Annotated in this window: 25 protein-coding genes; 10 read left to right on the forward strand and 15 right to left on the reverse strand. The window is 70.1% G+C overall.

All coding sequences use genetic code 11. The features are described 5' to 3' along the window. Positions 1–34: 34 nt before the first annotated feature. The 5 genes from tilS to ruvB all read right to left on the reverse strand — a co-directional run bounded on the left by tilS (position 35) and on the right by ruvB (position 6,478). Positions 35–1,024 carry a tRNA lysidine(34) synthetase TilS gene (tilS, locus tag BRX43_RS03780; protein WP_241214747.1) on the reverse strand — a complete coding sequence of 330 codons (990 nt, stop codon included), beginning with the start codon at positions 1,022–1,024 and terminating at the stop codon, positions 35–37. Then, on the reverse strand, positions 1,015–1,971 hold the full coding sequence (locus BRX43_RS03785) for a hypothetical protein (protein WP_241214748.1): 957 nt from the start codon (positions 1,969–1,971) through the stop codon (positions 1,015–1,017). Before BRX43_RS03785 ends, tilS begins: the two co-directional genes overlap by 10 nt. Before the next feature lie 37 nt (positions 1,972–2,008). Then, positions 2,009–2,950, reverse strand: a complete 942-nt coding sequence (locus BRX43_RS03790) for a helix-turn-helix domain-containing protein (protein WP_125993510.1) — start codon at positions 2,948–2,950, stop codon at positions 2,009–2,011. A 152-nt stretch (positions 2,951–3,102) separates the two neighbouring features. Continuing rightward, positions 3,103–5,376 (reverse strand): phosphoenolpyruvate--protein phosphotransferase, encoded by a 2,274-nt coding sequence (gene ptsP / locus BRX43_RS03795; protein ID WP_125993511.1) that lies wholly within the window; start codon positions 5,374–5,376, stop codon positions 3,103–3,105. A gap of 82 nt (positions 5,377–5,458) precedes the next feature. Continuing rightward, positions 5,459–6,478 carry a Holliday junction branch migration DNA helicase RuvB gene (gene ruvB, locus BRX43_RS03800; RefSeq protein WP_125993512.1) on the reverse strand — a complete coding sequence of 340 codons (1,020 nt, stop codon included), beginning with the start codon at positions 6,476–6,478 and terminating at the stop codon, positions 5,459–5,461. A gap of 74 nt (positions 6,479–6,552) precedes the next feature. Here ruvB and BRX43_RS03805 point away from each other — a divergent pair, with 74 nt between their 5' ends. Further along, complete coding sequence (locus BRX43_RS03805; protein WP_125993513.1) at positions 6,553–7,146, forward strand: exopolysaccharide biosynthesis protein; 594 nt, start codon at positions 6,553–6,555, stop codon at positions 7,144–7,146. 5 nt (positions 7,147–7,151) lie between these two features. Here BRX43_RS03805 and ruvA read toward each other — a convergent pair whose 3' ends face one another. Beyond that, positions 7,152–7,748: a Holliday junction branch migration protein RuvA gene (gene ruvA, locus BRX43_RS03810; RefSeq protein WP_125993514.1), complete on the reverse strand. Its 597-nt coding sequence runs from the start codon at positions 7,746–7,748 to the stop codon at positions 7,152–7,154. A 129-nt stretch (positions 7,749–7,877) separates the two neighbouring features. Here ruvA and epsC point away from each other — a divergent pair, with 129 nt between their 5' ends. Together epsC and BRX43_RS03820 are read left to right on the forward strand one after the other, a co-directional pair. Continuing rightward, a complete protein-coding gene (epsC, locus tag BRX43_RS03815; protein ID WP_125993515.1) occupies positions 7,878–8,825 on the forward strand; it encodes a serine O-acetyltransferase EpsC in 948 nt (315 codons plus the stop codon). A gap of 30 nt (positions 8,826–8,855) precedes the next feature. After that, the gene (locus BRX43_RS03820; RefSeq protein WP_125993516.1) at positions 8,856–9,092 is read left to right on the forward strand and encodes a hypothetical protein; all 237 of its coding nucleotides are present in this window, start codon (positions 8,856–8,858) and stop codon (positions 9,090–9,092) included. A gap of 103 nt (positions 9,093–9,195) precedes the next feature. On the opposite strand, the gene BRX43_RS03825 is transcribed toward BRX43_RS03820, so the two are convergent. Beyond that, on the reverse strand, positions 9,196–10,653 hold the full coding sequence (locus BRX43_RS03825; protein ID WP_125993517.1) for a sulfotransferase: 1,458 nt from the start codon (positions 10,651–10,653) through the stop codon (positions 9,196–9,198). 354 nt (positions 10,654–11,007) lie between these two features. On the opposite strand from BRX43_RS03825, the gene BRX43_RS20490 reads away from it, so the two are divergent. Continuing rightward, positions 11,008–12,204 (forward strand): NF038122 family metalloprotease, encoded by a 1,197-nt coding sequence (locus tag BRX43_RS20490; RefSeq protein ID WP_206433097.1) that lies wholly within the window; start codon positions 11,008–11,010, stop codon positions 12,202–12,204. Between the two features lie 235 nt (positions 12,205–12,439). On the opposite strand, the gene ruvC is transcribed toward BRX43_RS20490, so the two are convergent. Both ruvC and BRX43_RS03840 read right to left on the reverse strand, forming a co-directional pair. Further along, complete coding sequence (gene ruvC / locus BRX43_RS03835; protein WP_125993518.1) at positions 12,440–12,946, reverse strand: crossover junction endodeoxyribonuclease RuvC; 507 nt, start codon at positions 12,944–12,946, stop codon at positions 12,440–12,442. Between the two features lie 10 nt (positions 12,947–12,956). Next, positions 12,957–13,700 carry a YebC/PmpR family DNA-binding transcriptional regulator gene (locus BRX43_RS03840; protein WP_125993519.1) on the reverse strand — a complete coding sequence of 248 codons (744 nt, stop codon included), beginning with the start codon at positions 13,698–13,700 and terminating at the stop codon, positions 12,957–12,959. An 84-nt stretch (positions 13,701–13,784) separates the two neighbouring features. Here BRX43_RS03840 and BRX43_RS03845 point away from each other — a divergent pair, with 84 nt between their 5' ends. Then, positions 13,785–15,236 carry an ATP-binding protein gene (locus BRX43_RS03845; RefSeq protein ID WP_125993520.1) on the forward strand — a complete coding sequence of 484 codons (1,452 nt, stop codon included), beginning with the start codon at positions 13,785–13,787 and terminating at the stop codon, positions 15,234–15,236. A gap of 216 nt (positions 15,237–15,452) precedes the next feature. On the opposite strand, the gene BRX43_RS03850 is transcribed toward BRX43_RS03845, so the two are convergent. Both BRX43_RS03850 and BRX43_RS03855 read right to left on the reverse strand, forming a co-directional pair. Beyond that, the gene (locus BRX43_RS03850) at positions 15,453–15,719 is read right to left on the reverse strand and encodes a DUF2312 domain-containing protein (RefSeq protein WP_125993521.1); all 267 of its coding nucleotides are present in this window, start codon (positions 15,717–15,719) and stop codon (positions 15,453–15,455) included. A 147-nt stretch (positions 15,720–15,866) separates the two neighbouring features. Further along, positions 15,867–16,160: a DUF1244 domain-containing protein gene (locus tag BRX43_RS03855; protein WP_125993522.1), complete on the reverse strand. Its 294-nt coding sequence runs from the start codon at positions 16,158–16,160 to the stop codon at positions 15,867–15,869. A 71-nt stretch (positions 16,161–16,231) separates the two neighbouring features. Between BRX43_RS03855 and pyk the strand changes: the two genes are divergently transcribed. Next, a complete protein-coding gene (gene pyk / locus BRX43_RS03860) occupies positions 16,232–17,695 on the forward strand; it encodes a pyruvate kinase (protein ID WP_125993523.1) in 1,464 nt (487 codons plus the stop codon). Positions 17,696–17,791: 96 nt separating this feature from the next. On the opposite strand, the gene purD is transcribed toward pyk, so the two are convergent. Next, positions 17,792–19,054 carry a phosphoribosylamine--glycine ligase gene (gene purD / locus BRX43_RS03865; RefSeq protein WP_125993524.1) on the reverse strand — a complete coding sequence of 421 codons (1,263 nt, stop codon included), beginning with the start codon at positions 19,052–19,054 and terminating at the stop codon, positions 17,792–17,794. Between purD and xseA the strand changes: the two genes are divergently transcribed. The 4 genes from xseA to BRX43_RS03885 are packed head-to-tail and all read left to right on the forward strand — an operon-like array spanning position 19,053 to position 21,847. Continuing rightward, complete coding sequence (gene xseA, locus BRX43_RS03870; RefSeq protein ID WP_125993525.1) at positions 19,053–20,477, forward strand: exodeoxyribonuclease VII large subunit; 1,425 nt, start codon at positions 19,053–19,055, stop codon at positions 20,475–20,477. The genes purD and xseA overlap by 2 nt on opposite strands. A gap of 18 nt (positions 20,478–20,495) precedes the next feature. Next, positions 20,496–20,696 (forward strand): DUF2093 domain-containing protein, encoded by a 201-nt coding sequence (locus BRX43_RS03875; protein ID WP_125993526.1) that lies wholly within the window; start codon positions 20,496–20,498, stop codon positions 20,694–20,696. Continuing rightward, on the forward strand, positions 20,693–21,562 hold the full coding sequence (locus BRX43_RS03880; protein WP_125993527.1) for a M23 family metallopeptidase: 870 nt from the start codon (positions 20,693–20,695) through the stop codon (positions 21,560–21,562). The genes BRX43_RS03875 and BRX43_RS03880 overlap by 4 nt, the downstream gene beginning before the upstream one ends. A gap of 39 nt (positions 21,563–21,601) precedes the next feature. Continuing rightward, complete coding sequence (locus BRX43_RS03885) at positions 21,602–21,847, forward strand: hypothetical protein (protein WP_125993528.1); 246 nt, start codon at positions 21,602–21,604, stop codon at positions 21,845–21,847. Between the two features lie 46 nt (positions 21,848–21,893). Here BRX43_RS03885 and BRX43_RS03890 read toward each other — a convergent pair whose 3' ends face one another. The 3 genes from BRX43_RS03890 to BRX43_RS03900 all read right to left on the reverse strand — a co-directional run bounded on the left by BRX43_RS03890 (position 21,894) and on the right by BRX43_RS03900 (position 26,462). Beyond that, positions 21,894–24,239, reverse strand: a complete 2,346-nt coding sequence (locus tag BRX43_RS03890) for a TonB-dependent receptor (RefSeq protein ID WP_125993529.1) — start codon at positions 24,237–24,239, stop codon at positions 21,894–21,896. Positions 24,240–24,419: 180 nt separating this feature from the next. Beyond that, positions 24,420–25,187, reverse strand: coding sequence for a Crp/Fnr family transcriptional regulator (locus BRX43_RS03895; RefSeq protein ID WP_125993530.1), 768 nt, complete (start codon positions 25,185–25,187; stop codon positions 24,420–24,422). 66 nt (positions 25,188–25,253) lie between these two features. Then, positions 25,254–26,462 (reverse strand): MFS transporter, encoded by a 1,209-nt coding sequence (locus tag BRX43_RS03900; protein ID WP_125993531.1) that lies wholly within the window; start codon positions 26,460–26,462, stop codon positions 25,254–25,256. Positions 26,463–26,510 lie beyond the last annotated feature (48 nt).

The raw sequence follows: 26,510 nt of genomic DNA on the forward strand, positions 1-26,510 counted from the left end.
ATGACAATGGAACAAAGCGGCGCATTCGCGTCGATCAGCCAGTCTTGCGCGGTGGAGCCGGCATAAAAATCCAGATATCCGTGATCGGTTTCACGATCAGGCCGGCCTGCGTCGCCGTTCGTCCCAAATCCAGGGCATCCAGCAGCGACTCGATATTGCTCGCCATATCGAAGCCCGGCGCGGCGATGCCGGCCGATTCGCGCGTCGTCAGGATCGCGCGCCGGGCCAGGTCGCGGCGCATTCCACGGGGCAGCCCAACCACGCACAGGCGCAACCGGTCGGGCGCGTCCTGCTCCACCCGGCCGGCCCAAAATAGGTCGGCGAGCAGCCGCCAATCCGCGTCCATTTCCGCCAGCCAGCCCGCCGATCGCGCCAGTTGCGCCGGATCGATCCCGTCCTGCCGCCGCAACAGGTCGCGCATCCGTGCGCGGTCGTAGCGGGGATCGCCATTGGAGGGATCGTCGACAAAGGGCAGCCCCGCCCCTTCCGCGACCGCCCGCAACTCCACCCGCCGCCAGCCGAGCAGCGGCCGCAGCACCATGACCTGCCGGCCGTCCGCCAGCGTCTCGGTCCGGCGCGGCCGTACGCCCGCAAGGCCGGCAAGGCCGCTGCCGCGATTGGCGCGCATCAGGAAGGTTTCGGCCTGATCGTCGGCGTGATGCGCGGTCGCCAGCACCGATGCCCCCGCCGCCGCCGCCCAGTCGAGTAGCGCGGCATAGCGCGCCCGCCGCGCCGTCGCCTGGACATTGGTGCGTGGCAGGGGTTCGGCGGGGTAGAGGGTGCGATGCGGCACGGCGTTCGCCTGGCACCAGTCCGCCACCATCGCCGCCTCGCCGGCGGACGCGGTCCGCAGGCCATGGTCGAAGGTCGCGGCGATCACCCGGCCGGGAAAGGCGCCCACCGCCAGCGCCAGCATCGCCATGCTGTCCGCCCCGCCCGACACCGCCAGCGCCATCCGCTCGCACGAGCCCACCGGTCGGCCGAGCGACGCCGCCCAGTCGGCGGCGAAGCGCGCTACTTGCACTTGGCGGCGGCGCGCCCCTTGGCGATGTCCGCCTTCATGCCGGCGATCTTGCCCGCATAGACATCGGACAGTTCGTCATAGACCTTGCAGGCATCCGCCGGCTTGTCGAGCCGGGTCAGCGCCTCGCCCAGATAGAGCAGGCTGTCCGGCGCACGGTCGCCGTCCGGCATCTTCTTGTAGTTTTCGTAGAAGGCGATGGAGGCGAGGCTGGGCTTGCCGTCGTCCAGATAGGCGCGGCCGAGCAGGTTCTGCGCATAGCTGGCGCGCTTGCTCTTCGGATAGTCGTTGACCGTCTTCTTGAGCTGCGCCTGCGCCTCGGGATAGAATTTCGCCTCCCACAGGCGATAGCCATAGAGATAGGCGTCCTCGGCCGGGTCGGCGCTCTTGGGGCGCGGCACCGCCGCCACGCGCGCGGCCCGGCCGGGATCGGCAGCCTTGGCGGTGGACACCTCGGGCGCGCCCTTGGGCGGCGGGCCGGAGGATTTGGCGGGCGCGATCGGCGCGGGCTCGCCGCCGCCCATGCCGCCGGCGTTGGTCGCAGGCGTCGTCGCCGGGGGCGGCCCCATCGCCGTCAGCTTCGCATCGGTCGCGCGCTGATAGGCCTCGAACTGTTCACGCAACTGGCGGAGCTGATAGCCATTCTGCTCCGCCTGGCCGGTCAGCGACGCGATCTGCTCCTCCAGCGCGGTGACGCGCGCGGTCAGGTCGACCAGCGCCCCCGCCGCCGGGGTGCCCGGCGCCTCGACCGGCCGGGTCGGCGCGACCACCTCGGGCTGGAGCAACTGTCCGCCGCCATTGGGGAAGACCTTTCGCTGCACCGCGCGCATCTCGCTTTCGAGGCGGTTGACCCGCCCGTCCAGGTTGGTCGACTGCGCCGCCACGGGCGCAGGCGCGAGGCCGGGCAGCGTCAGCATCGCGACGCCGAGCAGAAGGACGGGGATACGCATCGACAAGGGCCCTTGTGTCCGGATCGGAAGAAGCAGGTTATTCGGTGACGTTGCCGGTTCCGGCGGCGGTCGGAGCGATCGACTCCGCCCCCGTCGTCGCGACGGGCGCAGCCGGCGCGGGGCGTGCCGCAACCGGGCGGGGCGCGACGCTCTGTGTCGCATTCGACGCAGGCGTCGCGGCCGCGCCGTTCAGCCGCGCCGCCAGCGAGGCGGCATCGACCGGCACATCCTTGATCGGTCGCTTGCCATCGCCCAGGCGCGGGATGGCGGTGCCGTTGACGGTGATCTGCAACTCGTCCGGCCGGCCGACATTGATTTTCGGCCCCCGCGCATCGCGCGGCACGTCGAAACTCGCCCCCGGCGCCAGCGTGCCGAGATACAGCGTCTTGTTGTCGGCGTCATAGACACGCAACCACACCTCGTTCGCCCCGGCGGCCAGGCGCACCTGCCCCTCGGCCAGCGACGGCGTCGGGCTGGGGGCCGGCGCGACCGCGCGCGGCGGCACCGCGACGCTCGACGACGGGCCGGGCGACACCGCGCTCTCGCTGCCGCCACCGCCGCGGAACAGATCGGTGCCGAACCAGAGGCCCGCCAGGATCACGATCGCCAACGCGCAACCCAACGTCACGATCGCCAGCCCGCGTGCGGGCACGCGCGCCGGATCGGCGGTCTCATAGGGACGATATTCGGGCGGACGGTCGACCTTGGCCAGTTCGGCGCGCACGGCCTGGGCCACCTGCACCTCGTCCGCGCCGACCGCACGGGCATAGGCGCGGCTGAACCCCACCGCATAGGTCGGCGAGGGCAAGGCGGCGAAATCGGTCGCCTCGATCGCCTCCAGATGGCGGAGCGGCACGCGCGTGCGCTGCCCCACCTCGGCCAGCGACAGCCCCTGCGCCTCGCGAAGGGCGCGCAAACGGTCACCGACCCGGTCGGGCCCGATGGCCGTCGCGGTCTCGCCGTGCTCGGGCTCGTTCATCCATTCACTCCGCTGCGGGGCACCAACCCTTGCCGCCGACCCATCTTCCAGACCGTCCGGCCAGTGTCAACGCGGGGTAGGCGCGCTTTACCGGCCTTGCGACCGGCCCGACTCGACCGGCCGCAGCTTCCCCACGGCCCGTCCGTATACGTTCAGTTCAGCTCGACCCCATGCGCGATGGCCCATTCGGTCAGCACCGCGCGCATGTCGCGCCGCGGCTTGGCCAACAGGCCCGTGACGCAGGCGGTGAGTTCCGCATGGTCGAGCGAGCGGATCATCGCCTTGACCGGTCCGACCGCCGCCGGGGTGATCGACAGACGGTCGATGCCCAGCCCGATCAGCGCCATCGCCTCCAGCGGCCGGCCGCCCATCTCGCCGCACACCGCCACCGGCACGCCCGCCGGCCGCGCCGCCTGCACCACCCGGTGAAGGAAGCGCAGGATCGAGGCGGACAGCCAGTCATAGCGTTCCGCCAGCTTCGGATTGGCGCGATCGGCGGCGAACAGGAATTGCGTCAGGTCGTTGGTGCCGATCGACAGGAATTCCACCTCGGGCAGCAGCAGGTCGAGCTGTTCGGCCAGCGCCGGCACCTCCAGCATCGCGCCATAGCGGATTTCGCTCGGCAACCGCTTGCCGCGTCCCGCCAGGAACACGCGCTGCGCCTCGAACAGCGCCTTGGCCTCGTCGAACTCCCAGGGTTCGGACACCATCGGGAACATGACGTTCAGCGTCCGCCCCGCCGCCGCTTCCAGCAGCGCGCGTGCCTGCGCCTTCATCAGCCCGTCGCGCTCCAGAGCGAGGCGCAGCGCGCGCCAGCCCATCGCCGGATTCTCCTCGGTCCCCGCCTCGACGTTCAGATAGGGCAGCGCCTTGTCGCCGCCGATGTCGATCGTCCGGAACACCACCGGCCGGTCGCCCGCCTGCTCCAGCACCTCGCGATAGAGCCGCTGCTGCCGCTCGCGCTGCGGCAGCGTCGCCGATACCAGGAACTGGAACTCGGTGCGGAACAGGCCGATCCCGTCCGCGCCGGTCAGGTCGAGCGCCGCAACGTCATCACGCAGCCCGGCATTGACCATCAGCGTGACGCGGTGCCCGTCCTTCGTCTCGGGCGGCAGGTCGCGCAGCGCCGCGAAGGCCGCGCGCCGCTTCTGCCGCACCGCCAGCTTCGCCTCGAACGCCTCTTCCATCGCCGCGGAGGGGCGGACAAAGACATTGCCCTCGGTCACGTCGAGCAGCAGCACGTCGCCCTCGGCGATCAAGCGGCGCACGTCGCGCACCCGGCCCAGCACCGGCACCCCCATCGCCCGCGCGACGATGGTGACGTGCGCGGTCAGCGAGCCTTCCTCCAGCACCACGCCCTTCAACCGGCGGCGGTCATATTCCAGCAGCTCGGCCGGCCCCAGATTGCGCGCGATCAGGATCGTGTCCTGGCGCAATCCAAGCTGCGCGGCGGTGCCCATCTGCCCGGACACGATGCGGAGCAGCCGGTTGGAGAGGTCCTCCAGGTCGTGCATCCGGTCGGCGAGCAGCGGATCGTCGATCTGGCGCATCCGCTGGCGCGTCCGCTGCTGCACCCGCTCGATCGCCGCCTCGGCGGTCAGGCCGCTGTCGATCGCCTCGTTGATCCGGCGGCTCCACCCCTCGTCATAGGCGAACATCTTGTAGGTCTCGAGCACCTCCATATGCTCGCCGCCCACGCCGAATTCCGCCTCGCGCGTCATCCGCTCGATCTGCTCGCGCATCTTGTCGAACGCGGCGTAGACGCGGTGCCGCTCCGCATCGGTATCCTCGGCGACGGTATGCTCGACGACGATGCGGGGCTGGTGGAACACCGCGCAGCCCTGGCCCATGCCGTCGACCAGCTTCAGGCCGGGGATGCGGACCGAGGCGGTCGATTGCGGCCGGTGCGCGCCGGTGGTCGCGACGTCGATCAGCCCGGCATTGGCGATCAGTTCGGACAGCACCATCGCCACCGTCTGCAACGCCTCGATCTCGATGTCCTGGTAGCGGCGCTGGTCGACATGCTGCACCGCCAGCACGCCCACCACCCGCTCGCGCCGGATGATCGGCACGCCGGCGAAGCTGTGGAACCGCTCCTCGCCCGTTTCCGGCATGTAGCGGAAATCCGGATGGCTCGCCGCCTCGTCCAGGTTCAGGATCTCGGCGCGTTCGGCCAATGTCCCGACCAGCCCCTCGCCCAGCGCCAGCTTGGTGACATGGACCGCCTCCTGCGCCAGTCCGCGCGTGGCGAACAGTTCCAGCACGCCCTCGCGCAGCAGGTAGATCGAACAGACCTCGCTGTCCGTCTCCTCGCCGATGATGTTGACGACCTGGTTGAGTTTGGCCTGCGCCGGCATCCGCGACGCCATCACGTCATGGAGACGGACCAGGATCTCTCGGGCGGAGGCGGCGGCGGTGGCGAGCATGGCCGCATGAGCTACCAGAACTGTGGCACGGATGCCACGGTGCAAATGGTCGGGGATGGCGCGACCGACCCCGGCCGTAGCGTCAGTCGAACAGCCCATCCTGCGACCCCGCCGGCGGGTTCAGCCCCAGATGCTTCCAGCCCCCGGCATTCAGCACGCGGCCCCGCGCGGTGCGCGCGACCAGCCCGAGCTGGATCAGATAGGGCTCGATCACTTCCTCGATCGTGTCGCGCGGCTCGGACAGGCCGGCGGCCAGCGTCTCCACCCCGACCGGCCCGCCGCGATAGATGTCGGCGATCATGTGCAGATAGCGCCGGTCCATCGCGTCCAGCCCCAGCGAGTCGACCTCCAGCCGGGTGAGCGCGGCGTCGGCGATCCGCGCATCGACCACCGGCGCCCCCGCCACATCGGCGAAGTCGCGCACCCGGCGCAGCAGCCGCCCGGCGATGCGCGGCGTGCCGCGCGCGCGCCGCGCGATCTCGGTCGCGCCGTCCGGGGCGATGCCCAGGTCGAGCAGCCCGGCGGCGCGGGTCACCACGCGCATCAGTTCCTCGACCGTATAGAATTGCAGCCGCACCGGAATGCCGAACCGGTCGCGAAGCGGCGTGGTCAGCAATCCCTGGCGCGTCGTCGCCCCGACCAGCGTGAAGCGCGGCAGGTCGATCCGCACGCTGCGCGCCGACGGTCCCTCGCCGATCATCAGGTCGAGCGCGCGGTCCTCCATCGCCGGATAGAGCACCTCCTCCACCGCCGGCTGGAGCCGGTGGATCTCGTCGATGAACAGCACGTCGCCATCCTCGAGATTGGTGAGCAGCGCCGCGAGATCGCCCGACTTGGCGATCACCGGGCCGGAGGTGGCGCGGAAGCCGACGCCCATCTCGCGCGCGATGATCTGCGCCAGCGTCGTCTTGCCCAGGCCGGGCGGCCCGAAGAACAGCACATGGTCCAGCGCGTCGCCCCGCCCGCGCGCCGCCTGGATGAAGATGCGCAGATTCTCGCGCGCCGCCTTCTGTCCGACGAAATCGTCCAGGCTCTTGGGGCGCAGCGCGGCATCCACATCCTCGGGGCGGCGGCTGGCGGAGAGGATGCGGTCGTCGGTCACGCTTCGTTCCGTAGCCGCACCCGCCGCCCAGGTCGAGAGAGGAACCGGCGCGCCCGACCCCACGTTGCGGGTCCATGGCAGAGGACCCCCGCAGCGTCGGCGACATCCTGGACACGCTCGAGACGCTGGCGGACCGCCAGTCGCGCGTGTCGCTGGAGGATGCCGTCGCGGCGTTCGGCAACCGGTCCTATGGCCCCTTCCTGCTGGTGCCCGCGCTGATCGAAATCTCGCCGATCGGCGGCATTCCCGGCCTGCCCACGGTGCTGGCGGCGATCATCATCCTCTTCGCCGCGCAGATGCTGATCGGTCGCAAGCATCTCTGGCTGCCGCGCATCATCGGCAAGCGGGCCGCCTCCGCCGGGACGGTGCACCGCGCCACCGCCAAGCTGCGCGGCGTGGCGGACGTGGCGGACCGCTGGTTCCACGGCCGCCTGCCGGCACTGACCCGGGGACCGTTCGTCCGCATCGCCGCGCTCGCCACGATCGGGCTGGCGCTTACGGTGCCGCCGCTCGAACTCCTGCCCTTCGCCAGCACCGCGCCGATGGCGGCGATCGCGGCGTTCGGCCTGGCGCTGCTGGTCCGTGACGGTGCGCTGATGATCGCGGCGATCCTCCTTGCCGGCGTCGCGACGGCGGTGGGGATCGGCCTGATCGGCAGCAGCCGCTAGCGTCGTTACTTCGCCGCCTTGCGCAGCGCCAGGCGGACCAGCGCGTCGAGGCTGGCGGTGCCGCCCAGTTCCTCTTCCGCCGCCGCCACCGCCGTCGTCGCGTCGGCCGGGCGGAAGCCCAGATTGAGGAGCGCCGACACCGCATCGGCGGACGCACCGACGGGCGCCGCCTGGCCGATCGCGGCGGGGCCGAGCGGGATCGCGCCGACCTTGTCCTTCAGCTCGCGGACGATCCGCTCCGCCAGTTTGGGGCCGACGCCGTTGGCCCGCGCGACCATCGCCTTGTCCTGTGCGCCCACCGCCCGCGCCAGCTCGCCCGGCTCCAGCGCCGACAGGATCGCCAGCGCCACGCGCGACCCCACGCCCTGCACGCCGGTCAGCAGCCGGAACCAGTCGCGCTCGCCCGCCGAGGCGAAGCCGACCAGCCGGATCGAGTCCTCCGACACCAGCATTTCGGTGAACAGCGTCGCCGCCTCGCCCACCGGTCCGATCGCCGCCAGCGTGCGCGACGAGGCCCCGATCAGATACCCGACGCCGCCGACATCGATCACCGCATGGTCGATACCGGTCGAATCGAGACGGCCCTTGAGATGTGCGATCATGCGCGACTGGTAGAAGAGCGGAGCCGCGCCGTCACCACCGCGCCAAGCCGCTTTTGCCGGGCACCAAGCTTTTCTTGTTATCCCTACTAGATTGATGGGATATGCTCCGGTTCGAAAGGAGCCGCTCCGATGACCATCCCCCTCCATGCCGATACACCCGCCAGCGGCTCCGCGATCGACGAGGCGATGCAGGGCCTCGCCTCGGCGCGCCGCGCCTGGCGCGACCGGCATCCGGTGGCGATCAGTCGCTTCCCCGACCGGGGCGCGATCGAGCGGGCGGTCGAGCTGCTCTCCGCCGCGCTCTACCCGCAGCGGATCGGCGGCTATCGCGGCCGCCCCGAGGATGAGGACCGGTTCGTCGCCGCCAAGCTGATGGCCGCGCTGGTCGAGCTGGAACGGGAGATCGGCCATGAACTCGCCTATTGGCAGGACGAGTCGCAGGCGCGCTTCGACCCCGACCAGGTCAGCCTGATCGTCCGCCTGTTCGCCGCGACGCTGGGCGAGGTGCGCCGCCTGACCGACAGCGATGTCGAGGCGGCGTTCCTGGGCGACCCCGCCGCGCGCAGCGTCGACGAGATCCTGATCTGCTATCCCGGCGCGATCGCCAGCCTGCACCACCGCATCGCCCATCCACTCTATGGACTGGGCGCGCCGATCGTGGCGCGGATCGTGTCGGAACTGGCCAATGGCCGCACCGGCATCGACATCCATCCGGGCGCCACGATCGGCGGTCATTTCTTCATCGACCATGGCACCGGCGTCGTCATCGGCGAAACCGCGATCATCGGCGAGCGGGTGCGCCTCTACCAGCATGTCACGCTCGGCGCGCGGACGCCGGCCGGCACCACCGATCTCGCCCCGCGCGATCGTTATGCCCGGCATCCGATCGTGGAGGATGATGTCGTCATCTATGCCGGCGCGACGATCCTGGGCCGGGTGTCGATCGGCCGGGGCACGACGATCGGCGGCAATGTCTGGCTGCTGTCCGACGTGCCGCCCGACAGCATCGTCACCCAGCCCGAGGCGATTCAGCTGAGCCGTGCCGAGGCCGAGCGGCTGCGCGAGGCGCTGACCTGACCGCTTCATTATTTCAACAGGAGGAATTGGATGAAGACCCGGACCATCTTGCCGCTGCTCGCAGCCGCCACGCTCGGCCTGTCGGCCTGCGGGCCCAAGGCGGAGACGAGCGACGGCAATGCCGCGCTGAATGCCGCCGATGCCGACCTGGCCGACAACCTCACCGCGACCGACGAACCGCTGGCCGCCGACAATGCCGCGCTCGGCAACGACGTCCTGGTCAACGACTCGCTCGGTAACGAGACCGCCCCCGGCAACGGCCTCTGACCCTTTCGGCGGGCGACCGCCGCACCCTATCGCCTGGAATGCTCCCTAGGCGTAGCCTCCTGGCCCGGCGCTGTCCCAGCGTCGGGCCGCTTCGTGTCCGGGGTCATGCCGCATAGGCGCGGACGAACGGCTCCAGATGACGGCGATAGGGCTCCGCCACGCCCAGCCCGTCGCGATTGATCGGCCGGCGGACCTGGAGGCTGCTCGCCGTCGCCACCACCCGGTCGGTCTGGTGGAAATCATAGGCGGCGCGTTCGTCGGCCAGCCCGCAATGACGAAGCAACCGGCCGATCCACGGCTCCGGATCGGTCACGAAATCGGTGAACGGCACCACCAGCAGCCGGTCGCCCAGCCGCGCCTGCCAATAGGCGAGCATCTGGTCCTCCAGCCGGAAATGATGCGCGATATCGCCCAGGTCGTGGCTCCAGCCGACGCCATGGATGAAGAAGGTGCGGAAGCAGGACCAGGCGCTGTCGAGCGGATCGCGGCGCATCCAGATCAGCGGCGCATCGGGCAGCATCGTCGCGATCAGCCCCAGGAAGCGGCTGTTGTCGATCGTCTTGTCGACGATCCGCCCCGCCGGCCCGAATCGCTCGGACAGGAGGTGGAGGTAGAGGCCCGCCATCGCCTCCAGCGACCCGCCCGCCGCCAGATGCCGCTCGATCGCCTCGGCCGACACGCCGCCGGTGGCGACCGCGACCTGGTGCGCGACGCTGATCTCCGCGCCGTCCGCCACCGCGCTATGGCTGGTCAGGATCTGCTCGACCAGCGTCGTGCCCGATCGCGGCAGGCCGGTGACGATGATCGGACGGTCGGTGGCGATCGACTGACGCGCGCGCATCCGCTCGAACCAGTCGCCCTCGAACCCGCTCCGCGCGGCCCGCGCATTGGCCTCGTTGCCGGCACGGCTATAGGGCCGCTCCGCCTTAAGCAGCGCCGCGCCGCGCGCATAGGCGGCGAAGGCGGCATCGGTCTCGCCGCGATCGGCGTGGAGCTTGCCCAGCGCATAGCAGAAGCGCGCATAATCGCCGGGCGCCTGTCCCTCCGCCGCCTTCGCCTCGGCCAGCATCCGCTCGCCCAGGGGATGGTCGCGCAGATGGACGGTCGCGGCCAGCGACAGCCAGGCCGGGCCCCAGCCCGGCCGTGCGCCGAGCACCCGTTCGAGCTGCTCGCGCCCCTCCTCGACCAGCCCCAAAGTCACCGCCGTGTTGCCCCGCACATAGGCATGGCCGGCCCGATCCGGCACGTCGACCGGCAGTCGCGCGATCAGCGCATGCGCCTCGCGCAGCCGGTTGGTCTGGGTCAGCAGCACCACCTTGGCGAACTGCGCCTGGGGCGATCCGCCCGCCGCCGCGACGAAGGCGTCCATCGCCCGATGCGCCAGCCCGAACTCGCCACTGACCCGCATCAGTTCGGCGAGCGCCCGCCACTGCGCGCCCAGCGGTGCGCGCCCCTGGAGCAGCGCCGCCACCGCCGCATTGGTGGCGGCCCGGTCCTTTGCCGCCGTGGCGGCTTTCAGGGCGGCGATCATCGGCAGGAGGGATGCGCTTTGGTTCGTCATTCCAGAAGGATAACCGAAGCCTTCGCGCCTGCATCAGGAAATCCGCATCCCAGGGGCGCGCTGCACCGCCACACCGGCCGTTCCCGCGCAATCACGCTGGGTACTAGCTCCGCTCCGGCTCTATTTACAGCCAGAACGGTTATAGGCGCGCTACAACGATTTGTCCGCGTGTCGGTTCCGCCGGACGACAAAGCTGTTACCCTCTCTCAGGAGATCATGACAAGATACGGTAGGATATGGCTTTATCGATGACATTTTCGTTCAAAATGCATTGACAGCCTCGCTGACCCAATGGTTAATATCGCATTAACGAAGCCTGCCAGGGATGGGGGTTCGTCAACCAAAGGGGTTATCATGAAGCTGAAGCATCTGTTCTGCTGCGGCGTCGCCTTGTGCGTCGCGTCCACCGGCGCCCAGGCGGCGACCTTCAACCTCATCGACGTTGGCGGCGTGAAGGGTTCGGCGGCCGAGGCCGGTTTCAACATCGCCGCCGCCTATTGGGGCTCGGTGCTGACCAACGACGTGACGATCAACCTGAACGTCAAGTTCGCCCCGCTCGCCCCCAACGTCATCGGCTCGACCGGCAGCGCCCGCACCGACGTCTCGGTCGCGCGCTGGGAGCGCGGCATCGCCGCCACCAAGAGCGATTCGCTGCTCGACCGCGCCGTCGTGCTGCCCAGCCTGAACAGCCAGGGCGGCGTGAAGCTGGTGTCGAACGGCACCGACGCGGCGGGCAATGACGACCTGTCCTATACCCAGTTCATCGATGGCTCGACGACCAGCAGCAAGACGCTGTACATGAACACCGCGCTGGCCAAGGCGACCGGTATCGTCGGCGCCAACAATCCGGTGATCGACGGCAACATCACGTTCAGCAGCACCTTTGGCTTCGACTTCGATCCGACCGACGGCATCTCGGCGAACACCTTCGACTTCATCGGCGTCGCCATCCACGAGATCGGCCATGCGCTGGGCTTCGTGTCGGGCGTCGACTTCCTCGATGTATACGGCGGCAACGGTCCGGGCGCCGGCACGCTCGGCTACAGCCTGAACGACACCTCGATCTACAGCGCGCTCGACATGTTCCGCTACAGCGCCGACTCGACGCGCGCGGTGCGCGGCAAGCCCGACGTGCTCGACCTCAGCGTCGGCAGCGAGGCCTATTTCTCGATCGACGGCGGCAAGACCGCGCTGTTCGGCAACAAGCTGGCGACCGGCCGCTACAATGGCGACGGCGACCAGGCCTCGCACTGGAAGGACGCGGTCGGCTGCACCGGGCAGATCGGCATCCTCGACCCGACCTTCTGTTTCGGCCAGGAAGGCGAAGTGACCGCGCTCGACCTCGCCGCCTATGACGCGATGGGCTGGAACACCAGTGTCGACGTGCTGCGCAACCCCAACTACGTCGCCACCACCGCCAGCATCTATCGCCAGTTCGCCTCGCTCGTCCCCGAGCCCGGCAGCTGGGCGCTGATGCTGACCGGCTTCGCGATGATGGGCGCGACGCTGCGCGGCCGCCGCACCCGCACGCGGGTCACCTTCGCCGCCTGACCCCTTCGACTGTGTGAAGCGAACGCCGTCGGTCCCAGCGGACCGGCGGCGTCTTGCTGTCGGGTGCAGTACGGGACGGTATGACGCCCCCGCCCGCGCCCGTTTCCTTCCCCCGCCAAGGCGGGGTCCCGGTCGGGGAACGAGCGTGCCGAGGCGCGATGCTCAATTACATCAGCCTTCCCGACAGGACCCCGTGTCTTCGCCGGAGAACGGCAGAGATTGCCGCTCGACCTGCTCACGCCATCACCCGCGCGCGCCGGGCCATGCCGGCGGCGCTGGCGACGTGGTGGGCATGGGTGATCGCCACCGCCAGCGCGTCCGCCGCGTCGGGTCCGGCGAGCTTCGCGCCGGGCAGCAGATGCGCCATCATCGCCTGGATCTGGCGCTTGTCCGCGCCGCCCGTGCCGACCACCGCCTTCTTGACGACGCTGGGGTGATACTCGCCGATCGCCAGCCCCGAGCCCGCCGCCGCCAGCAGCACGACGCCGCGCGCCTGGCCCAGCTTCAGCGTCGACTGGGCATTGGTGTTGCCCAGCACCTCCTCCACCGCCGCGCCCTCCGGCCGTTCGGCGCGGATCACGTCGATCAGCGCGGCGTAGAGGTTGGTCAGCCGGCGCGGCAGCGGCATCGACGGCTCGGTTTTGATCTGGCCGTTGGCGATGTGCGACAGGCGATTGCCCTCGGCCCGGATCACGCCCCAGCCGGTCGTGCCCAATCCCGGGTCCAGGCCGAGGATGATCATCCGCCGCCGCTCAGCCCAGCTTCGCCATCACGTCGTCGGAGACCTCGTAATTGCCCCAGACGGTCTGGACGTCGTCGTCATCGTCCAGCGTATCGATCAGCTTGAACAGGGTCGCCGCCTCGTCCTCGTTGACCGCGACCATGGTCTGCGGCCGCCAGGCCAGCTTCGCGCCCTCCGGCTCGCCCAGCACCGGCTCCAGCGCCTTGGCGACCTCGTGCAGGTCGCCGGTCGCGGTCCAGATCTCATGCCCGTCCTCGGACGAGCCGACATCCTCCGCGCCCGCCTCCAGCGCCGCCTCGAACACCTTCTCGGCGTCGCCGACCGTGGCGGGGTAGGAGATCAGGCCCATCCGGTCGAAGCCGTGGCTGACCGACCCCGACGCGCCGAGGTTGCCGCCATTCTTCGCCACGGCGGTGCGGACGTTGGTGGCGGTGCGGTTGCGATTGTCGGTCAGCGCCTCGATGATCAGCGACACGCCGCCGGGGCCGAACCCCTCGTAGCGGATTTCTTCATAGCTTTCCGTGTCGCCCTTGGCCGCCTTGTCGATCGACCGCTGGATATTGTCCTTGGGCATGGACTGGGCCTTGGCGGCGTTGATCGCGGCGCGCAGGCGCGGGTTCATGTCCGGATCGGGCAGACCCATCTTCGCCGCGACGGTGATCTCGCGGGAGAGCTTGGAGAACATGCTCGACCGCTTCTTGTCCTGTGCACCCTTGCGATGCATGATATTCTTGAACTTGCTGTGACCTGCCATGATGCGCCTCTGCGATGATGGCTTGCCCTTAAACCGTGAAAGGGGCTTTCGCCAACCGGCCGCTTGGGCCAAATGGGCGCACTCATGACGGTACGCGTGGACATGGGGCTGGACGAGCGTGGCAGCGCCGTCGGGCTCGACCTGGAAGAATTGCTCGCCACCCGCTTGCTCGTGCAGGGCAATTCGGGATCGGGTAAGTCGCATCTGCTGCGCCGCCTGCTCGAACGCTCGGCGGGGCAGGTCCAGCAGGTGGTGATCGACCCGGAGGGCGATTTCGTCACGCTCGGCCCCGCCTATGGCCATGTCGTGATCGAGGCGTCGGATTATTCCATCCCCGAGGTGTCGCGGCTGGCGACCCGCCTGCGCGAGCATCGCGCCTCGGTGGTCCTCAGCCTCGAAGGGCTGGAGGCGGAGGGGCAGATGCGCTGCGCCGCCGCCTTCCTCCAGGCGCTGTTCGATGCGCCGCGCGAACATTGGTATCCGGCGCTGGTCGTGGTCGACGAGGCGCAGCTCTTCGCCCCCACCACCGGCGGCGAAGTGGCCGAGGAGGTGCGGCGCGCCTCCCTGTCGGCGATGACCAACCTGATGTGCCGGGGGCGCAAGCGCGGCCTGGCCGGCGTGATCGCGACCCAGCGACTCGCCAAGCTGGCCAAGAACGTCGCGGCCGAGGCATCCAACTTCCTGATGGGCCGGACCTTTCTCGACATCGACATGGCGCGCGCCGCCGACCTGCTCGGCATGGAGCGGCGCCAGGCGGAGGCGATTCGCGACCTGGCGCGCGGCCAGTTCATGGCGCTGGGGCCTGCCGTGTCGCGCCGGCCGATCAACGTGCGGATCGGCGCGGTCGAGACCTCGGCCCGTTCGGGCAGCCCGAAACTGACGCCCCTGCCGGACGCCAAGTCGGTGGAGCTGGCCGACCTGCTCGCCGAACCCGCCGCCCCCGAATTGCCCATGAGCTTCGAGGCGCGACCCCGGCTGGTGCCGGTCGGCGAACTGATGGCCGATATCGCGCGGCCGCCCGCGCCGCCGCCGACGCCGCTGCCCGAAAAGGACGCGGGCGAGGTCGAGGCCATCTATGCCGAGGCGTTGCGCGCGATCGTCGCCGACCCCGACGCCTCGCTGCGGCCTGGACCGACCCTGTTCCAGGATTTCCAGGTGCGCTGCCGCATGGCCGGACTGGCGCGGCCACCGCTCGACCTGCCGGGCTTCACCCGCCGCCTCGCCTGCGCGCGCGCCGGCATCTACGATCCCGAGGACCCCGAATGGGTCGACGCGATCGCGCTGGGCGGCACCCTGCCCGACGACATGCTGGGGGCGTTCCTGCTGGTGGCCCGCGCGGCGAAGGAGGGGAAGCCCTGCCCGTCCGATTCGGCGCTGGCGGCGACCTATGGCACCAGCTCGCTCGGCCGGGTGCGCCGCCTGATCGGCTATATCGAAAGCCGCGACCTGTTCGTGATGCGCACCGACCTGTCGGGCAAGCGCTCGATCACCATCCCGCGTCTGGGGTGGACGACGGAGCCGGCGGAGGCGGGCTGACACGAAGGTCCACGCCGCGTCAGGGGAATGCGGGTCCTTGCCAGCGAAGCGTGCCATCCCGGCGAAGGCCGGGATCCAGTTGGGGGATGACGTTTGCACGCCATTCGACACGTCTCACAACTAGACCCCGGCCTTTGCCGGGGTGGAGGGTCGCAGGAATGAGGCGTCATCCCCTTTGGTGACCATCGCCTGCGCCCGCGCGGAATGGGAAACCGATCAGAGCATCCCGAGCGCCTGCATGTACACTTCGAGGATCGACTGCTCCTCCTGATATTCTTCGCGCTTCTTCTTGCGGATCGACATGATCTTGCGGATCGCCTTGGGATCGTAGCCGCGGCCCTTGGCCTCCGCCATGACATCCTTGATGTCGTCCGAGATGCCCTTCTTCTCTTCTTCCAGCCGCTCGGCGCGCTCGATCAGCAGGCGCAGCTCGTCCGCTGCCACCTGACCGCCGCCCATGCCTTCGCCCCGCTCGTCGCCCATGATCCGTCCTTATCGAAATGACTCCGCCTCGCCCTCGCGACTGCACGAGGGGGCGGGCCGGTTAACCCTGTAGGGTGCGGCGGCGCGTCTACGGGATCGCGCCGCTTCGCTCAAGGCTTTGGCGGCGAACCGCCGGACCAGGATGCATCAGGCCGCGTTGCGGCGGACGCTCTCCTCCATGCGCGCCAGTTGCTCGGGCGTCGCCTCCAGCTGATGATCGCGCTTCCATTCGGCATAGGACATGCCGTAAATGGCTTCGCGCGCCTGGTCCTTCGACAGGCCGCCGGCTTCCGCCGTCCAGTCGGACAGGCAGTTGCGACAGAATCCGGCCAGGCCCATCAGATCGACGTTCTGCGCGTCGCTGCGATGGCGCAAATGCCGGATGAGGCGGCGAAATGCCGCGGCTGCCGCCGAGTCGTCGAGTGCGTCAAGAGGGTCCATACGTATGCTCCGCGGTTGATCCGTCCTATTTAGGCATTAGGACGCGGCGTGCACCCCAGGAAGGTAATTGAATGACCATCGCCATCGCTCCCCGCTCGCGCAAGGTGCGCGTGCTCGCGACCTTGGGCCCCGCCAGCAATAGCCGCGAGATGATCGCCAAGCTGTTCGAGGCCGGTGCCGACGCCTTCCGCGTGAACATGAGCCATGGCGACCAGGCGTCCAAAGTCGGCGTGATCCAGGCGATCCGCAGCCTGGAGGCGGATTACCGCCGCCCGACCACCATCCTCGCCGATCTCCAGGGCCCCAAGCTGCGCGTCGGCAAGTTCGAGGGCGGCCGGGTCGAGCTGGTCACCGGCTCCACCTTCGTGCTCGACCGCGACCCGACGCCGGGCGACGCGACCCGCGCCGAGCTGCCGCATCGCGAGATCTTCGCGGCGATCGAGGCGGGCGCGCGCCTGCTGCTCGACGACGGCAAGCTGGTGCTGCGCGTCACCGAGCATGACGTGGACCGGATCACCACCACGGTCGAGGTCGGCGGCCCGCTGTCGAACAACAAGGGGCTGAACGTGCCCGACGTGGTGCTGCCGATGGCGGCGCTGACCGACAAGGATCGCAGCGACCTGGCCTTCGCGGTCGAGCAGGGCGTCGACTGGATCGCGCTCAGCTTCGTGCAGCGGCCCGAGGACCTGATGGAGGCGCGCGGCCTGATCAAGGGCAAGGCGGCGCTGCTCGCCAAGATCGAGAAGCCGGCGGCGATCGAGCGGCTGGAGGAGATCGTCGAGCAGTGCGACGGCGTCATGGTGGCGCGCGGCGACCTGGGCGTCGAGCTGCCGCCCGAGCAGGTGCCGCCGCTCCAGAAGCGGATCGTCGAGGTGTCGCGTCGCCTGGGCCGGCCGGTGGTGGTCGCCACCCAGATGCTCGAATCGATGATCCAGTCGCCCTCGCCGACCCGCGCCGAGGTGTCGGACGTCGCCACCGCCATCTATGACGGCGCGGACGCGATCATGCTGTCGGCCGAATCGGCGGCGGGGGCCTGGCCGGTCGAATCGGTCGCGATGATGAACGCAATCGGCAATGCCGTGGAGCGCGATCCCGGCCATGGCGACCGCGTCCACTTCACCGTGACCAAGCCCGATCCGACCACCGCCGACGCGATGGCCGAGGCGGCGAAGGGGATCGCGCGCACCACATCGGCGGTGGCGATCATCTGCTTCACCACCAGCGGCTCGACCGCCCGCCGCGTCGCGCGCGAGCGGCCATCGGTGCCGATCCTGGTGCTGACCCCGCAGGCGGAGACGGCGCGGCGGCTGGGCCTGCTCTGGGGCACGCATGCGGTGCACACCCGCGACGTCGAGAGCTTCGAGGAAATGGTCGCCAAGGCCAAGCGCATGGCCCTGCGCCACGGCATCGCCAAGGCCGGCGAGCAGGTGGTGGTGATGGCCGGCGTGCCGTTCCGCACGCCCGGCTCCACCAACGTGATCCATGTCGTCCGCATCACCGGCGACGAGTTGAAGGATTACGGCGCGGCGGGGTAAGCCGGCTACGCCTCCTCGGCCGGGAAGGCATCGCGCCGGTCATGGCCGATGCCGACCGGAGGAGAGGGGCGGGATCGCCGGGACCCCGCCCCGCCCTTACCCCCGCGCCACTTCGCGCCAGCCGATGTCGCGGCGGCAGAAGCCATCGGCATAGTCGATCGCATCGACCGCATGATAGGCCAAGGCCTGCGCCCCCGCGATCGAGGGCGAGCGGGCGGTGACCGCCAGCACGCGACCGCCGCTCGCCACGAGCGTGTCGCCGTCCATCCGCGTTCCCGCCTGGAACACGATCGCGCCCGCCGCCGCCGCCGCATCGAGCGCGCGGATCGCGCCGCCCGCCGCCGGGGTGCCGGGATAGCCGCGCGCCGCCACCACCACGGTCAGCGCCACATCGTCGGAGAAGACGGGCACCGGGGCCGCGCCCAGCCGTCCCTCCGCCACCGCCAGCATCAGCGCGACCAGATCGCCCTGGAAGCGCGGCATCAGCACCTGCGTCTCCGGGTCGCCGAAGCGGGCATTATATTCGATCAGCTTCGGCCCCGTCGCGGTCAGCATCAGCCCGGCATAGAGCACGCCGATAAAGGGCGTGCCCTCCGCGGCCAGGGCCGCGACGGTCGGGCGGATGATCTCGTCGATCGCACGTGCCTCCAGCGCCGGGGTCAGCACGCGCGCGGGGCTGTAGGCGCCCATGCCGCCGGTATTGGGACCGGTGTCGCCATCGCCGACGCGCTTGTGATCCTGCGCGGTGCCGAACGCCATGATGTCGGTGCCGTCGGTCAGCACGAACAGGCTGGCCTCCTCGCCGTCGAGGAATTCCTCGATCACCGCCTCCGCGCCGGGGGCCTGGAACAGGTCGCGCACCGCCGCCAGCGCCTCGTCGCGGGTCATGGCGACGGTCACGCCCTTGCCCGCCGCCAGTCCGTCCGCCTTCACCACCACCGGCAGGCCGAACGTGTCGGTCAGCGCCGCCTCGGCGGTGGCCAGGTCGGTGACGCGCAGATAGCCGGCGGTGGGGATGCCGGCCCGCGCGCACAGATCCTTGGTGAAGCCCTTCGACCCCTCCAGCTGCGCCGCCGCGCGGCCCGGGCCGAACACCGGCACGCCGGCGTCGCGCAGGCTGTCGGCCAGGCCGTCGACCAGCGGCGCCTCCGGCCCGATCACCACCAGGCCGATCGCCCGATCGCGCGCGAAGGACACGACGGCGGCGTGATCGGTCGCGTCGAGCGGCACGATCGTCGCGACCTGCGCGATGCCGGGGTTGCCGGGCGCGGCGAAGAGCGTATCGAGAAGCGGCGATTGCGCCAGCTTCCATGCCAGCGCGTGTTCGCGGCCCCCGGAGCCGAGTAGCAGGACGTTCATGCCCGATCCCTTTTTATCTGAGCCGCGGCTGGTAGCCGAGCCGACGCCCGGCGACAACGCACTCGCTTTGTCGGTCGGCGAGCTGTCGTCCAAGCTGAAGCGCATGGTGGAGGGCGAGTTCGGCCATGTCCGCCTGCGCGGCGAGATTTCCGGTTTCAAGCGCGCCGCCTCCGGCCATGTCTATCTGGCGCTGAAGGACGAATCGGCGGTGATCGACGGAGTGATGTGGAAGGGGGTGGCCAATGCCCTGGCCTTCAGCCCGCAGGACGGGGTGGAGGTGATCGCCACCGGCAAGCTGACCATCTATCCCGGCCGCTCCAAATACCAGATCGTGATCGAGCGGATGGAGCTGGCCGGGGCCGGGGCGCTGATGGCGCTGCTGGAGAAACTGCGCGCGCAACTCGCCGGCGAGGGGCTTTTCGACCGCGACCGCAAGCGGGCGCTGCCGTTCCTGCCGCGCGTGATCGGCGTCGTCACCTCGCCGACCGGCGCGGTGATCCGCGACATCCTCCACCGGCTGGAGGATCGCTGCCCCACCCGGGTGATCGTCTGGCCGGTCAAGGTGCAGGGCGAGGGCGCGGCGGCGGAGGTGGCGGCGGCGGTGCGCGGCTTCGACGCCCTACCGGTTCATGGGCCGGCGGACGGTCCGGTGCCCCGTCCCGACCTGGTGATCGTCGCGCGCGGCGGCGGCTCGATCGAGGATCTGTGGGCGTTCAACGAGGAGGTGGTGGTCCGCGCCGTCGCCGCCTGTTCGATCCCGATCATCTCCGCGGTCGGGCACGAGACGGACACGACATTGTGCGACCATGCCGCCGACCTGCGCGCGCCGACACCGACCGCCGCCGCCGAGATCGCCGTGCCGGTGCTCGCCGAGCTGCGGCTGACCATCGATTCGCATCGCCAGCGCACCGAACGCTGCGCGCGCCGCTATGTCGAGCGCGGCCGCGAGCGGCTGACCGCGCTCGCCCGGCTGTTGCCGAAGCGGGATGCGCTGCTCGGCCCCCAGCGCCAGCGTGCCGACGACGCGGGGGCGCGGCTCGATCGCGGGCTGGAGCGGCGGGTGACGGTGGCGCGCGGACAGCTCGACCGGGCGACCGGCGCGCTGCGCCCGGCGGTGCTGCAACGGCAGGTGGATTCGGCCCGGCATCGACTGGAATCGACCTGGCGGCTGGTGCAGACGCTCAACCCCGACAACGTGCTGGAGCGCGGCTATGCCCGCGTCACCGCGCGCGACGGCGCGACCCTGATGTCCAGCGCGGCGGTGACGGCGGCGGGCGCGGTGACGCTGCGCTTCCGCGACGGCAGCGTCGATGTGGCGGTCGATCCGGGCGACGGGAAGACGCCCGACAAGCCCCGCCGGGTTGAGCGGTCCGCGCCCAAGGCCTATGCCGCCCCCATTCCCGAGCAGCCGACGCTGCTCTAGCCGCGAAGAAAGCCGCCCATGCTGATGTCCAACGCCGATCGTCCCGCCCGCCTGCACTATATGGCGAACGGCTTTCGCGTGCTGGTGCCGGGCGATCATGTCGTCTGCGCGATCACGGGCGCCCGCATCGCGCTGGAGGATCTGCGCTACTGGAGCGTGCGCGACCAGCAGCCCTATGCCACCGCCCAGGTGTCGAGCGAGGCGCTGGCCCCGCGATGACGCCGGGCTGGGCGCTGGTGCTGCTGCTGTCCGCCGCGCCGGTCGGGGCGGCGACCCGCGACGGCATCGTGCAGGACGCGCTGCCGCCCGCCAGCTCCGCCGTCACGCCGTTCCGATGGTCGGGCGACGCGATCCAGGGCGGGCTGATCCGGGGCCAGGCGCCGGACGGCGCGGTGCTGGCGACGCTCGACGGCAAGCCGCTGCCGATCGCGACGGACGGGTCGTTCATCATCGGCTTCGACCGCGATGCGGGGCCGACCGCGCAGGTCGAGGTGACGATGGCGGACGGACGCACGCTCAGCCAGACGCTGGCGGTGCGCCCCCGCGACTGGCGGATCGAGCGTATCGATGCGCCCTATCGCGCCGGCAAGACCGATGCCGAATTCGCCGCCGCCCGCCCCGCCGAACTGGCGCAGATCGTCGCGGCGCGCGAGGCCGCGACCGACGCGACCGGCTGGCAGCAGCGTTTCCGCTGGCCGGTGGCGGGGCGGCAGTCGGGCTGGTTCGGCTCGCAACGCGTCTATCAGGGCAAGCCCGGCGGCTATCACAGCGGCGCGGACGTGGCGGTGCCGACCGGCACGGCCATCGTCGCGCCGGCCGATGGCGTGGTGATCCTGGCGGCGCAGACCCCCTTCACGCTGGAGGGGCATCTGCTGATGCTCGACCATGGCATGGGGCTGAACAGCGCCTTCCTGCATCTGTCGCAGATCGACGTCGCGCCAGGCGACCATGTCCGCCAGGGCCAGGTGATCGGCCGGTCGGGAGCCACCGGCCGCGCGACGGGGCCGCATCTGCACTGGAGCCTGCAATGGCGCGGCGCGAAGCTCGACCCCCTGCTGGTCGCGGGTCCGGTTCCGGCGCGGTAGGGCGTTGACGCCGGGCCCGCCCACGCCCACCTCGCGGCGATGGTGATCGAACCCGTTCCGTCCGACCTGCGCGCCTTCGTCGTCAGGGACTTCACGCCGGCCCAATTGGCGGAGGGCTATAGCGGCGCGCTCTATGCGCTGTGCGCGACGCGGCCCTATATGCTGGCGCGCGAGGCCGATCTCGCCTTCTCGATCGACCGGGCCCGCTGGGAGCGCGAGCGGATCATCCAGCTGCGCTTCGACACGATCGCCGATGCGGTGCGCTTCTTCGGCTGGATCGACTGAGGACAAAAAAAGCCCCCGCCGCACAGGGCGACGGGGGCCGGACGGCTCAGCGGAACTTGCCGCCGAGCGAGATGCCGATGATGCGCGGGTCGTTGAACACCGCCGCATTATAGTTTTCGATCACGCCCTTCAGGTTCTTCTCGTTGGTGACGTTGCGCGCGAACACCGCCAGTTCGAGATTGTCGTCCGGGGTGCGGTAGCCGACCTTCACGCCGCCTTCGAAATTGCCCTTCGCGTAGAATTCCCGCGTCCGGTACAGCACGAAGTTGGTGTAGCCCTGGATGTTCCAGTCGGTCGCCGCGAACAGCGTGCCGCCATTCGCCAGCGGCTGGTCCCAGCGCACCGTCGCATCGAGATTGTACTTGGGCGCATTGGGCAGCGGGTTGCCGTCGATCTTCGCCAGATAGACCGGACCGAAGGCGGTGGCGACGCGCCGCACCGGGTTGAGCACGGTGCAGGTCATCTGCCCGTTGAGCGCGCAGACCTGCGCCTCGGCATTGCGGTCCTTGATCTCCGAATGCAGCGCGCTGGCCCCCAGCGACAGGGTCAGCTCGCGACGCGGCTGCCAGGCGAGTTCCGCCTCCATGCCATAGGCGCGGGCCTTGTTCGCGTTGAACAACACGCCGTTGCCGTCGGTGTCGTTGCCGTTCAACTGGATGTCGTCGACCGTATAGGTGAACAGCGCCGTGTTGAAGCGCAGCGTATTGCCGAGCAGGTTCGACTTGGTGCCGACCTCGTAGGAGACGATCGTCTCCGAATCGGCGGTCGAGAAGTCGGAGTTGAACACCGCCGAACGGCCCTGGATGGTCGGGCCGCGGAAACCGCGCGCGACGCGGGCATAGACGCTGTTCGCCGGGTTCACCTGCCACAGCGCACTGACGTCCCAGCTCGGCTGCGTGTCCGACAGGCGGACATCGGTGCGGCCCCGATAGGTGACGGCGTCGGTGGCGCTGTTCGCGGTCTTGAGCAGGCGGGTGCGCTTGGTATCCTCGGTCACGCGGCCACCGGCGGTGATCGTCAGGTTGTCGAGCAGCTTGAAGCTGGCCTGGCCGAAGCCCGCCCAGGAGGTGTTGGTGTTGCGCAGCCGCACCCAGTTGTTAGGGTTGGTGCCGATCAGGAAGGCGCGCTGGTAGAAGTCGGTCAGGTCGGCCGAATGGAAGTAGAAGCCGCCGATCTGCCAGGTGAAGCGCCCCCCCGCCGGCGAGGCGAGACGCAGTTCCTGGGTGTATTGGTCGAGGTCGCGCACCTGACCCTGGCTGAGGCCGAAGCCATTGGCCACGCCGTTCACCGGATAGAGCGCCGCCGCGCCGCCGTCCGTGTCGCCCCGGCTATAGCCCTTGGTCGTCTCATAGCCGCTGATCGCGGTCAGGGTCGCCGGGCCGAAGTCATAGGAGGCGTTCACCGACCAGCCGCGCGTCTCGTAGGACTGCGGATTGTCCTGTCCCTCGTCATAGGCGACGACGCCGCGCGGCTCGGCCGACGCGTCGTTGCTGCCGCGCTTCAGCGCAGCCCGATGGAACAGCGTCGAGGTGCCGTCATACCAGCGCGCATGGCCGGAGACGAGGACCGAGGCGCGGTCGGTCGGGGTGAGCAGCAGTTGCAGGCGCACGTCACGCTCGTCGAAGCCGCCCATCGCATCCTTGCGCGGCGTGTTGGTGCGGTCGGCGCTGACCCCGGCGAAGCGGTTGTCGACCCAGTTGTCGCGGTGCTGGATCAGCGCCGACAGGCGGAACGCCACCAGGTCCTGCGCGATCGGGCCGCCGACGCCCATGTCGAAGCTGTTGCTGCCATAGCTGCCGACCGAGGCCTGGCCGCGACCCTGGAAGGTCTGGCTGGGGCGGATCGTGTCGAACTTGATGATGCCGGCGGTGGTGTTGCGGCCGAACAGCGAGCCCTGCGGCCCGCGCAGCACCTCGATCTGGTTGACGTCGAACACCGGGTTCGACTTCAGCACGACATGCTCCAGCACGATATCGTCCTGAATGATCGACACGGGCTGCGACGCGCCCAGGTAGAAATCGACATTGCCGAGGCCGCGAATGTAGAAACGCGGGAAGATGCGGCCGGTGGTCGTTTCGGCATAGAGACCGGGGATCCGGCCCGACAGTGCCAGGATATCCTCGCCGCCCGCCATATAGTCGCGCATCGACTGGCCGCTGACCACCGCGACCGAGATCGGCACGCGCTGGAGGTTCTCGCTGCGACGCTCGGCGGTGACGGTGATTTCCTGCAACCCGTCCTCGGTGCCGGCGGGCGCGGCCGACTGGGTGGCGGCGGGATCGGGCGCGCCGGCGGGGCCGGTCTGTGCGGCGGCGGCCCCGCAGACGGACAGCGCGGCGATCCCCGCGCCCAGACGCAGGGCAGGCTTCAAGCAAGTACGAAACACGGATATTTCCCTTTTTTGGTCAAATCGGGGACAGTCCGATGTTTCTCGCCGTCATGCACCGCCGGACTCTTCGGCCCGGGCGGGGATGACGGACGCCTCCCGCAAACGCTCGGCCCGGTCCCAGGCCCGCGGCCGTAAAGCCCATATATGTCGGCATGATGGCACCGGTCGCGCCGGTGGCAGCGGTCAGCGTGGACCGGCGTCCTCGGGCAGCCAGTCGGTGGCGATGCTGGCATAGCGATCGACGAAGCCGGTAAAGGCGATCAGCGCCGCATCGTCGAGCAGCGTCACCCGCTTGCCCGCACGCGCGATCATGCCGCGCTCCTCCATCTCGCGGAAGGTGCGGTTGACGTGCACCTTGGTCAGGCCCAGCGCGTCGCCGATATCGGTCTGGGTCAGCGGCAGCTCGATCGTGTCGACCACGCCCCCCGCCGTGCTGCGCAGCCGCGCGCGGATGTCGAGCAGCAGCGTCGCCAGCCGGTGGAGCGCGTCGGTGCGGCCCACCGAGGTCAGCCGGTCGCCCATCGCCACCGACTCCGCCGCCGCCATGGCATAGAGGAAGCCGCCGATCCGGCCGTGCCGCGCGAACAGCCGGCCCAGATCGGCCTTGCGCACCGGCGTGACGATGCAGTCGCTCACCGCCGTCAGCGTCGCGCCGGCATGATGCCAGGGGATGGACGAGGTGCCGATCAGGTCACCGGGATAATGGAAGCGCAGGATCTGCCGCGTCCCGTCGGGCAGCCGGTTGGACAGGTGCAGCCAGCCCTGCTGGACGACGAACAGCGACACGACCGGATCGCCCGCCGTCAGCAACGGCTCGCCCGGCGTCAGCTTCTGCGGCGCCCCCTCCAGCATGTCGAGCGCCGCTTCCTCGTCCGCGTCGAGCGACAGGTGGCGGGCGACGCGGATCGCCAATGCGCTCTTGCGGGGGGAAATGGGGCCGGCGCGGTTCATGTCCCCGACATGCCATGCCGACTTTGCCCCCGCAACGGGGTCAATCGTTTATCATATTTCCAGACATCAATCGCGCGCTCCGGACCGCCGGGTCGGCCGCGCCAGCGTGGCCGAGACGGCCCAGATCGCCAGGCCGCCCAGCGCCAGCCCCGCCCCGACCCAGCCGGTCGCGGTCCAGCCCAGGCCGGCGGCGATCGCCAGCCCGCCCGCCCAGGGGCCGATCGCGTTGGCGGTATTGAACGCGCTGTGGTTGAGCGCCGCCGCCAGCGCCTGCGCATCGCCGGCCACGTCCATCAACCGGGTCTGGAGCACCGTGCCCAGCGCCCCGCCCAGGCCGATCGCGAGCACATCGACCAGCAGCCAGGGCAGATGCGGCGCGGCGAAGGGGAACAGCGCCAGCGCCGCCGCCGAGAAGACCAGCAGCGCCCCCGCCGTCGGCATCAACGCCCGGTCGGCGAAGCGCGGCACGATCAGATTGCCCAGGGTCATGCCGATGCCGAACACCGCGAAGACCAGAGGCATCCAGGCGGCGGACACGCGCGTCACCTCCTGCAACGTCGTCGCCAGATAGGTGTAGACGCAGAACAGCCCGCCAAAGCCGATCGCCCCGGTGCCGAGCGTCAGCCACACCTGCGGCCGGCGCAGCGCGCCCAGTTCGCGAAACGGGCTGGCATCGTGGTCGGGCACGTCGCGGGCGACGAACAGCGCGACCAGCGCCGCCGTGGTCAGCGCCAGCACCGCGACGGTGGCGAAGGCCCAGCGCCAGCTGGCGATCTGGCCCAGCGCATTGGCCAGCGGCACGCCGACCACCGTCGCCGCCGTCAGCCCCAGCATCACCCGGCCCACCGCCCGCGTGCGCTGCCCGGCCGGGACCAGCGATGCGGCGACCAGGGCGGCGATCCCGAAATAGGCGCCATGCGGCAGGCCGGACAGGAAGCGCACGCCCAGCATCGTGCCATAATCGGGCGCGAGCGCGGACAGGGCGTTGCCCACTCCGAACATCAGCATCAGCGCGATCAGCAGCGTCCGCCGCGACCAGCGCGCCGCCGCCACCGCGATGGTCGGCGCGCCGACCACCACGCCCAGCGCATAGGCGCTGATGACATGGCCGGCGGTCGGCTCGTCGATCCCCAGGTCGCGCGCCATCATCGGCAACAGGCTCATCGTCGCGAATTCGGTCGTGCCGATCGCGAAGCCGCCCACCGCCAGGGCGAGATGGACGATGGCGGGACGCGCGGGCGCGCGCCCGTCCGGGGACAGGGCAATGCTGGTCATCCCGTCGAGGTCGGTGCGCGACCGGACAAGGTCAACCGCACGGAATGC

Source organism: Sphingomonas sp. S-NIH.Pt15_0812, assembly GCF_003951315.1.
Classification (GTDB): Bacteria; Pseudomonadota; Alphaproteobacteria; order Sphingomonadales; family Sphingomonadaceae; genus Sphingomonas.